Raw genomic sequence first — 9,198 nt, 5'->3', positions numbered from 1 at the left:
GAACCGCCCACCCGACGCGCCAGTCGGGCCACCAGCATGCGCTGGCCGACAAAACCACCCGCACACGGCCCCAACGGCACTCACAAGCAGTTACTGGCCGCCACATGAAAGAGGGAGGCTAGGGTCGGCGTTGCTTACCGAACACGAACTGGGAGGTGCGTGGATGCCGATCTGTGCGCCCGTATGGCACGATGCGACGGCGGATGCCACAAGCGGGTTCCGTTTCGACCGTGACAGTGCCGGATTCACGCCTGATCATCCCTGCCTGTCAATGCTCACCGACGGCCGATGTTCCCGCCGCTGCCGCTTTCCCGCACACGGGTGGTACCCCAGTCGGGACATAACTGGCGGCTGTGCAAGGGCTGGAGTTACGCCCTGCTGACCCCCGCGTGCGGTTGGGCGCGTTGACCAGCATCCATAAGGACGACGTGTGGGTGGTCGACTCTGCTCCGAATGCCGACGAACCGCCCGCGTGAGATCTCAGACTCTACGGTCTGGCTGAACGTGCGCAGCACGGGTACTGCGTCGTACTCCGACTCTTCAAGCCCCTGACGCAGATCATCGATTTGTCAACGTGGACTGATGTATCGCGGGGCCTGTCCAACTGCCCAGTGTGCCGTCAGGATGGAAGGTCATCCGGCATTACGCGGCATCCGTAACAACGGGACCGGACTCTGCAGGATTGAGCAACTGCCATCGACGTTGAGGCGAGTACGTTTGCCGGGAACTCAGGCGCGCATATGGGTGGCGTTCCCTGGTGTCCCCGCCCATCGCGGGCGGAATCAGCGATTGGAGCGCCATATGGAAAATCCACGAAATGACACAACTGCCAGCACAGGTCAAAGCGGCGGGCTCCGTGCAGGTGCCATGGGGTTACCCGGCCTGATCGCGGTAGCAGTCGGCGGTGTTGCACCTGAATATTCGATCCTTTTGGTTGGGTCTGTCGTAGGCGGCATCGCTGGCGGCGCCACTCCAGCAGCCTTTCTCATTGCATCTATTGGGATGCTCGCGTTCGGAGTGGTCATGGCGAGCCTTTCCCGCCACGTGGCCGCAGCCGGAGGCCTCTATAGCTTTGCGACGAAGGGCCTCGGTAGAGACGTTGGCTATCTCACCGGATGGCTTTACCTTGGCATCGGCATCATTATCACGCCGGCCACGTTCATCTCGACCGCGTTTCTGATCCAGAATTTCTTCGCAGCGGTTCTACCACACAGCTCTTGGCTCTCATCTACGTGGGTGTGGTGGGCGTTCATTTTGACTGCATTGGTGCTAGCGGCCGTGCACTTCGGAGTGCGTGTCTCAGTCGTTCTGCTGCTGAGTCTCACGGCTATCGGTGTCGTCTCGATTGTGTTGATGGATTTCTTCATCCTATTTCAAGGCGGGAAGAGTGGTATCGCTTGGAGTGCTCTCAACCCTTTCGACTTGCACGGCGCGTCGGTTGAGTCGTTGCTCCTCGGCGTGGGTCTGGCTGTCACGTGTATGGCTGGATCAGAGGGTGGTGTCTTCATGGCCGAGGAGGTGCGAAACCCGCGTAAAACTGTTCCCAAGGGCGTTATGGGCACTATGGGTTTAGTGGTCGTGTTCTACCTCTTAACTTCGCTGGCTATCACCACCGGTCTCGGTGTACATGGGACGAGTCACTGGGGTCTTCTCGGCGCTGGCGTCGTCCAAACGTTGGCCAACCAGTATATGGTTTCATGGTTTGGGTCGTTCCTAATTCTCGTTGTCGCGCTGGCCGGGATCACGGGCTGCTTGGGGTTTACCAACTATATGTCGCGGCTGATTTTCGAATGGGGCCGGGACCGGCATCTGCCAGTAGTATTCGCCCGCACTCATGCACGGTTTGATACCCCAACTCTCGCGATTGTCGTCCTTGGGATAATTGGCGGTGTCGGGTATATTATCAGCGTTTTATGGAAGGGTGGATCGGCTGCTGGTGGTCTGGCCGCATTCAGCTGGATGTACGAGGTGGACGCTGTCATCCTCGCCCTCGTCTACCCCATCGTTGCTATTGCTGGAGCGGCCGTCGGATATCGGACAAAGGCATCACCCTGGGTTACTTATGTAGCTCCGACACTGGTAGTCATTTTGATTGGGATATCTATCAAGGCCCAGTTCTTCCCTTTCCCGGCCAGTCCGCTGAATGTGGCCGTATACGCAGCGCTCGGTTGGCTCGTATGTGGTGGCGTCCTGCGATTCTTCACGAGAGGACGAACATCGTCATCCGAAGCATTCGGCGAGGAAATCGCCGCGTTCGAAGATGCTGGCGGACCGGGTGAATCACGGCTTCCGGGCTGATGATGGCTCCCGCAACCGAGATTTTGCCTACAACAGTTCACTTTTGACTCGGTCGCCCATTACTTATTCAATCGACGCGGACGGGGACATGCTAGCGTGCGGGACATCCTGAACGAGCCGAACGCGTGGTGGAAGAGTGGCAACTCGACCGCGGTGGCAACGGGCGTCGACACCGCGTCGAGCGAGAGCGGACCGAGCTCACCATTGATAACTAGCTCTCATGAAAGTTGGAAATCTGCTGCTATCGCGTCAGATTCCCACCCGCTAGGGTCAGACTCAGAAAGAGGTATTACGAGTGCACAGTCAGCAGGCTCGCCCAGGCGCCGCTCTGAGTTTTTGGCACGAGGACGCAGAACTCAACTGGGCTCCTCAACGGCCCCTTGAAGGTGACTTGGAAGTCGACATCGCGATCGTGGGTGGTGGATACACTGGCTTATGGACAGCGTATTACCTGGCAAAAGCTGATCCGACACTGCGCATTGCAGTACTCGAAAAGAATTTTGTCGGATTTGGCGCATCCGGACGCAATGGCGGGTGGTGCTCGGCCATCTTTCCGGCGACCCTGCGGAAGGTTGCCGCCACCAGTTCTCGTTCGGAAGCCATCCGAATGCAGCAGGCGATGTTTGACACTGTCGAGGAGATTCGGCACGTGGTCGATGCGGAGAAGATTGATTGTGATTTCCAGCGCGGGGGATACGTGTCCGTCGCACGTAACAACGCCCAGTGGGCCAGAAGTCGACAGGAAGTTGAAAATTGGCGCGAATGGGGATTCGGCGAGGAGCACATGAGGCTCTTGAACGCCGACGAGGCTACCAAAAGGCTAGCAGCATCGCACGTCCATGGTGGAACATTCACTCCCCACTGCGCCGCCGTGCAACCGGCCAAGCTGGTCCATGGGCTCGCCAACGCGGTACGTGCCCTCGGCGTGAAGATCTTCGAGTCCACCGAGGTCCGCGAACTGCGGAGCCGCAGTCTGTCCACGGCCCACGGCACCGTGCGAGCAGACGTCGTTGTCCGCGCGACCGAGGGGTATACCGCGCAAATTAGGACTGCGCACCGCGCAATCGTCCCGATGTACTCGCTGATGATCGCGACTGCCCCTCTACCGGAGAGAATCTGGCAGGAGATCGGGCTGCGGGATCGCGAGACGTTCAGCGACAAACGTCACCTACGCATCTACGGTCAGCGAACCCGTGAGGGTCGACTCGCCTTCGGCGGGCGCGGCGCCCCATATCATTTTGGCTCCCGAGTCAAGCCGGATTTTGATGATGACAAACGAGTCCACGCCATGCTCCGCAGCATCCTGTTGGATCTATTCCCGATGATCAAGGGCGTGCCATTCACTCACGCATGGGGCGGGAATCTCGGTATCCCGCGCGACTGGTACCCGTCGGTGAGTTACGACCCTAGGTCCGGGATGGCTCACGCTGGTGGCTACATCGGCGACGGCGTCGCCACTACGAACCTTGCTGGCCGGACCCTCGCCGCAGAGATCGTGAACCTGGATACCGACATCCGTACGCTGCCATGGGTCAACCGCACCTCACCTCAGTGGGAACCGGAGCCGTTGCGTTGGGTCGGTGTCAATGCTGGCACCGCCGCGTTCAACATTGCAGACCGAAGTGAGGCTCGCTTCGGGAAGCCATCGCGACTGGCTTCGGGACTCTGGCGGGCTCTGGGTCACTAATTCTCCGTCCACCGCTGGATTGATGTAACCCGCCCGTCGAAGGGCGCGGATATCCGTGTGTTCTGGGAAAGTTGAACGGCCACGGGACATATTGGCTGACAGCGAAGACGATCTTCCAGATGCTAGCTGAAGACACGGGGTCGACGCGTCTTCTGACCTCGTGGATGAGCCCTTGCCCGCGCCGGCCGGCAACGGCGCCGGCGCGCGACGGCACCAAGGCGCAGGGGTGACTGCTGGTCGGGGCCTTGCTTTTCGGTATATCCGGGCCGTCCGGGATGCCAGGATGGCGTTCCAGACACCAATGGTGCGGCCAGCGTGATCGGCGCAAGGCTCGCGTGAATGCGCATGAGCGTTGATCGACCCATCGGTTGTCAGATTCCGCACAACGCCTGCACAAACTTTCCGGAAGTGGTCGTGCCTCGTCTCAAACGTGTCACCTAGCATATGAGCCGCATCACATAGTTACTTAAACGGGAGCGTCAATGCTTGGCGGGGCAGTTTTAGCTGTCCGTAAGCATCCATGGTCCAGTCAGGAGTCGTACACCTGCCGCGGGCTGCGGCCAGACTCGCTCCGCTTGTCAGTGCAAGCACGATCTTCAGAATGCCACTCACTGCGACCTAACTAAATGCAGCGCTGTATGCGCGTCCGGTATCTGAGGTGCAGCCTCCTTCACAGTGAGAGCACCCGTACGGGTATTCGAGCGCTCTCACAGTCACCAGGTTTTGTATTAGCTCAGCCAAAGTAGAGGAGCGGAGATCACATGGAAAACGCAGAGAACGACGCGGAACTTATTAAGGGTAAATTGCACTGGTCGTCTGGTTTTGCGCTCACGCTCGGTATTATAACTACGGGGATATTTACCTCGATTGGATACACTATCGGTGCAGTCGGCGTATGGGGCATGCTGCTTATTTGGGCCGGTGCGGCCGTGATTGGACTACTTCAAGTCGCATTGTACTCGGAGATGGCTTTGATGTTTCCGGATAAGACTGGCGGGATCGGAATGTATGCCCACGAGGCATGGCGCAAGTATTTTTCACCGATCGGGCCGCTCTGTGTATACGGATATTGGATGGCATGGTCTCTGGCCTTAGCCGCGATTGGCCTGACCCTGGGCGAACTTGTAAAGGCACAGTGGTTCGCAAGCAGCGGAACATTCTTCACTATTGGGAGTGTCCATGTTGGCGTCCAACATTTCGTGGCCGCCGCAGCCATTATATTGGTATGGCTCGTAAATGTCATCGGTATTAAGCTTACGGTCCGACTGATGTGGCTGCTTAACGCGGGAGCAGTCGTCGCACTGGTGCTATTTATTGTCGCGCCGATTTTCTCAGGTCAATGGAGCGCTTCTAGCTTCACGTTCCACTTCGACGGGCCGTGGGATGGCCTTAAGTTGGCAATCGGCTTGATCTACGTCGCGGGCTGGAGCGTCTATGGCACTGAGATCGTCGCGACGTTCTCCCCAGAGTTTCGTGATACAAAGCGGGATGTTCCAAAGGCTGCTATGTCGAGTGGAATATTTATGCTGCTCGCGTTTTCGCTCGCTCCGATAGGTGCTGCCGGGACGGTGGGGGAGGCTGCTGTGACGGACAATCCGGTGGGATACGCGGTCGACGCCTTCGAAAAAATTGTCGGTCCCGCTTCTGGTTTGATCACGGCTTTCATTTGCGCATCAATGTTTGCCTCTATGGCGGCATCAACCGGTGATGCCGGTCGGGCCCTATACGGCCTGGCGCGGGAGGGGATGACACTTAAGCAACTCGACCACTTGAGCAAACGGAACGGGATGCCAGTCCGGCAGATGACGATCGATCTCGTAATCAACCTGGCGATGGTGTTCTTCCTCGGGTCCACAATCGCTGTCCTGTTTGCCAGCAACTTCGGATATCTCCTCTGCACGACCTTTGCCGTGGGCGGGTATATCCTACTTCGAAAGGATCGGCCAGAATGGCCAAGGCCTCTTAAGCTGCCAAGGTTTTGGGTTGGCATCGCTGTCATCATTTTCGTCATAGACGCAATCGTTACTATCGTTGGCTTCCTTAATCCGCATATTGCAGGATACGGCAACAGCGATTCTATTGTGATTGCGCTGGTACTTCTCTCATTCGGGCCGATCACGTTCGTAATCCGGAAAAAATTGCAGGATCGGCAGAAGCTCAGGTTTCGCGATGAAGGTCCTGTTGTGCCTGACGTGGCTGACAAGGCTGAGGTGGCTGATCCTGTCTGACGCGACCGATCCTGGCTCGATCGGCCGGTGTTGAGCACGGGTGAAGTCGAGGAACCGGGCAGGCTCGAGCCGCCCGGTTCCTCGAGGCAGGTTGCCCAATACGGCGTCGTCTCGATCCATCAACGTCTACGGGCCTCGACATGCGGTTTGCCGGCGTGGATCACGCGAGAGCTAGCCGAGATGACAATAAGAACCACCTCGACACTGTTCTTGCCGCACGGGCGGCGGTGTGCCGCGCCCGCGCTGTGTGCGGCACCAGGGAAATTGATGCGGTGCGATCCGGTGGAAACCGATCGCACAGATCAGCGAGGCGGACCGCCAGCACTGACTCGACTGTGTCGACGGTCCCAAGATCAGACTGGTCGCATAAGAGATTCCGTGACATCGCAGGCAGTCTTCTGCAAGTCCAGGTCGCAAATTCACCGTTTCAGGAGGGCGCGATGTGGAGTGCCGCTGTGACAATGGCAGCACAGACCACGACTTGGAGAGGTAGCGTAACTGTGTCATCCGTCAAACTGTCAGTCATTTACTACTCGGCAACAGGGACCGTTCACGAGATGGCCCAACGCCTTGCGACCGGAGCCCAGGTTGCTGGGGCCGACGTGCGACTCCGCCGGGTAGCTGAACTAGCGCCCGCCGAGGCCATCGAATCCAACCCTGCGTGGTCCGCTCATCTGGAGGCCACGCGGGACGTGCCGACCGCCACGCCCGAGGATGTGACGTGGGCGGACGGGGTACTGCTCGGCTCACCGACCCGGTTCGGCAACGTCGCGAGCCAACTCAAGCAGTTCCTCGACACGCTCGGCCCCGCCTGGTCCCGAAACGAATTGTCGGGTAAGGCGTACGCCGGGTTTACCTCGTCACAGACGGACCATGGTGGACAGGAATCGACGCTCCTCGCGCTCTTCAATACCGTCTACCACTTCGGTGGCATCATTGTTCCACCCGGATATACCGATCCACTCAAGTTCGAAGACGGCAATCCCTATGGGGTGTCGCATGTGACGGGATCCACCAACGATGCACCGCTCGGCAAGGCCCAGCTTGCTGCCCTTGATCACCTTGCCTCACGTGTCGTCGCAGTTGCAGGCAGCCTTCGCGGCCAATGACATGACAACAGCGATCTGGGCCACAGTCGGGTGCGCCTCGTCTTATGTGCTCCCACACCCGGGATCGGCGCACGACTTCGCACGTACCGATGCTTCTGAAGGAGCGACTACGACCCAGGGCGAGCTAGCGACGGCTGTCAGGGTCCCGCCGTGGACTCAGGACTAGACGAGTTGGGCTCGGTCACCGCGTTGCAGGTGACAGCGACCAAGGGATTCAGCCTGCGGCACGTCGACGTCGTTGATGTGACTCCCACGGGGATTGCCGGGAACCGCGAGTTCTTTCTTGTCGATGTCGACGGGAGACTCTATTCGGTACCGAAGGACCCCGTGTTCCTCGCCTACTGGACCCTGTATGACCGGGGGAGCAACACGTTCTCTATCGGCCAGTCGGGTACGACGGAGTGCGCGTCCGTGGTGCGGCACGTGGGTACTGTCCGCCCCTTCACATTCGACGATCGAACGGTGTACGGGTGGTGGACGCCCGGACCGTGGGACGAGTGGTTCTCGCGCCGCGCCGGTCGCAACCTGCGACTCGCGCAGTGTGCGGAGCCAGGTGGCGGGTACGACGTCTACCCGGTGACGTTGCAGTCGACGGCGTCGCTGTCCGCACTCGGCAATGAGTTGGATGGACGGCCAGTGGACCCCGACCGCTTCAGACTGAATATCACCGTCGATGTCGGTGACCTTCCCTTCGTGGAGGACACGTGGGAGGGCCAGATTCTCACGGCAGGAACTTGTCGGTTAGGGATGCGCAGCGGAATTCCGCGCTGCCTTGCCGTGGAGAGTCGCCCTGCTGATGCTGATCGCGGACTGCAGATGCAGCGGCGGATCCGTGAAGTGCGGGGCCCAACGCCGAGCAAAGAGTGGGGGCCCGCCGTGCTTTTCGGAGTGTATGCCGAGGTCGTGGATCCCGGTCGCGTGGCGACGGGGGACCCGGTATTCATGAACAGCGGAAGGTCACGAGATCCATGGCCTTCGTAATCACCCAAAGTTGTTGTGGCGACGCCTCTTGTGTATCCGTCTGTCCCGTGCAATGCATCCGACCGCGCCCTGACGACCCGGACTTCACCACCGCCGAGCAGCTGTACATCGATCCGAACAGTTGCATTGACTGCGGTGCGTGTGCCACGGCATGCCCAGTCGAAGCGATCTACCCCGAGGCTGAGCTTAGGCAATCAGGCGGTGCCTTCCGCGACATGAACGCGGACTACTTCGCCTCACATGCGCTATCGGACGTGACGCCGCTTCCCCTCACTCGCCACCGTCTATCCCGAGAGCGGCCGGAATGCAGGGTGGCAATTGTCGGGGCCGGTGCATCCGGGCTGTATGCCGCCGCGGAGCTGAGTGAGATTCGCGGAGGTTCCGTGACGATCCTCGAACGGACCCCCACACCGTACGGGCTTATCCGATCTGGCGTCGCACCGGACCATGACCGGACCAAACTTATGGGCGAGCACTTCGCTCAAGTGTTGCGGCGACCGAACGTGACCTGTCTCTTCAATGTCGAGGTGGGGCGAGACGTGTCGGTCGATGAGCTCCTGCGACACCATCATGCTGTCCTTTGGGCGGCGGGTGCTTCTGATGATCGAACGATGAACATTCCAGGTGAGGACCGCGCGGGGTCGGTCGCCGCTGGCGACTTCATTTCCTGGTACAACGGCCATCCCGACTTCGCCGACCGGCAGTTCGACCTGTCAGGCAAGAGAGCTGTCATCATCGGAAACGGCAACGTGGCGCTCGACGTCGCGCGAGTTCTAGCCTCCCTCTTTCATGTGGCGGCCAGTAACTGCTTGTGAGTGCCGTTGGGGCCGTGTGCGGGTGGTTTTGTCGGCCAGCGCATGCTGGTGGCCCGACTGGCGCGTCGGGTGGGCGGTTC

At 59.6% G+C, this 9,198-nt stretch carries 6 protein-coding genes; all 6 read left to right on the top strand.

What is annotated here, in order from left to right:
- Window positions 1-801: 801 nt before the first annotated feature.
- Window positions 802-2,298 carry an APC family permease gene (locus FGL98_RS23950; protein WP_186526362.1) on the top strand — a complete coding sequence of 499 codons (1,497 nt, stop codon included), beginning with the start codon at window positions 802-804 and terminating at the stop codon, window positions 2,296-2,298.
- Window positions 2,299-2,689: 391 nt separating this feature from the next.
- Complete coding sequence (locus tag FGL98_RS23945; protein ID WP_246136724.1) at window positions 2,690-3,985, top strand: NAD(P)/FAD-dependent oxidoreductase; 1,296 nt, start codon at window positions 2,690-2,692, stop codon at window positions 3,983-3,985.
- 761 nt (window positions 3,986-4,746) lie between these two features.
- Window positions 4,747-6,213: an APC family permease gene (locus FGL98_RS23940; RefSeq protein ID WP_146321252.1), complete on the top strand. Its 1,467-nt coding sequence runs from the start codon at window positions 4,747-4,749 to the stop codon at window positions 6,211-6,213.
- Between the two features lie 461 nt (window positions 6,214-6,674).
- Window positions 6,675-7,322 carry an NAD(P)H:quinone oxidoreductase gene (gene wrbA, locus FGL98_RS23935; protein WP_281289211.1) on the top strand — a complete coding sequence of 216 codons (648 nt, stop codon included), beginning with the start codon at window positions 6,675-6,677 and terminating at the stop codon, window positions 7,320-7,322.
- A gap of 150 nt (window positions 7,323-7,472) precedes the next feature.
- A complete protein-coding gene (locus FGL98_RS23930) occupies window positions 7,473-8,303 on the top strand; it encodes an MOSC domain-containing protein (RefSeq protein ID WP_146321247.1) in 831 nt (276 codons plus the stop codon).
- Entirely contained in the window at window positions 8,291-9,118 is an 828-nt protein-coding gene (locus FGL98_RS23925) for an FAD-dependent oxidoreductase (protein ID WP_146321245.1), read from the top strand. The genes FGL98_RS23930 and FGL98_RS23925 overlap by 13 nt, the downstream gene beginning before the upstream one ends.
- The last annotated feature ends 80 nt before the right edge of the window (window positions 9,119-9,198 follow it).

The organism is Leekyejoonella antrihumi (assembly GCF_007845645.1).
In the GTDB taxonomy this organism is placed as follows: domain Bacteria; phylum Actinomycetota; class Actinomycetes; order Actinomycetales; family Dermatophilaceae; genus Leekyejoonella; species Leekyejoonella antrihumi.
Note: the sequence above shows the minus strand (reverse complement) of the source record. Positions and strands in the feature narration are given on the sequence as shown.

Bases quoted from the DNA above. Each gene is read 5' to 3' on its own strand.
- FGL98_RS23950 (WP_186526362.1), top strand. From the start codon at position 802: ATGGAAAATCCACGAAATGACACAACTGCCAGCACAGGTCAAAGCGGC.
- wrbA (WP_281289211.1), top strand. From the start codon at position 6,675: ATGGCAGCACAGACCACGACTTGGAGAGGTAGCGTAACTGTGTCATCC.
- FGL98_RS23940 (WP_146321252.1), top strand. From the start codon at position 4,747: ATGGAAAACGCAGAGAACGACGCGGAACTTATTAAGGGTAAATTGCAC.
- FGL98_RS23925 (WP_146321245.1), top strand. From the start codon at position 8,291: ATGGCCTTCGTAATCACCCAAAGTTGTTGTGGCGACGCCTCTTGTGTA.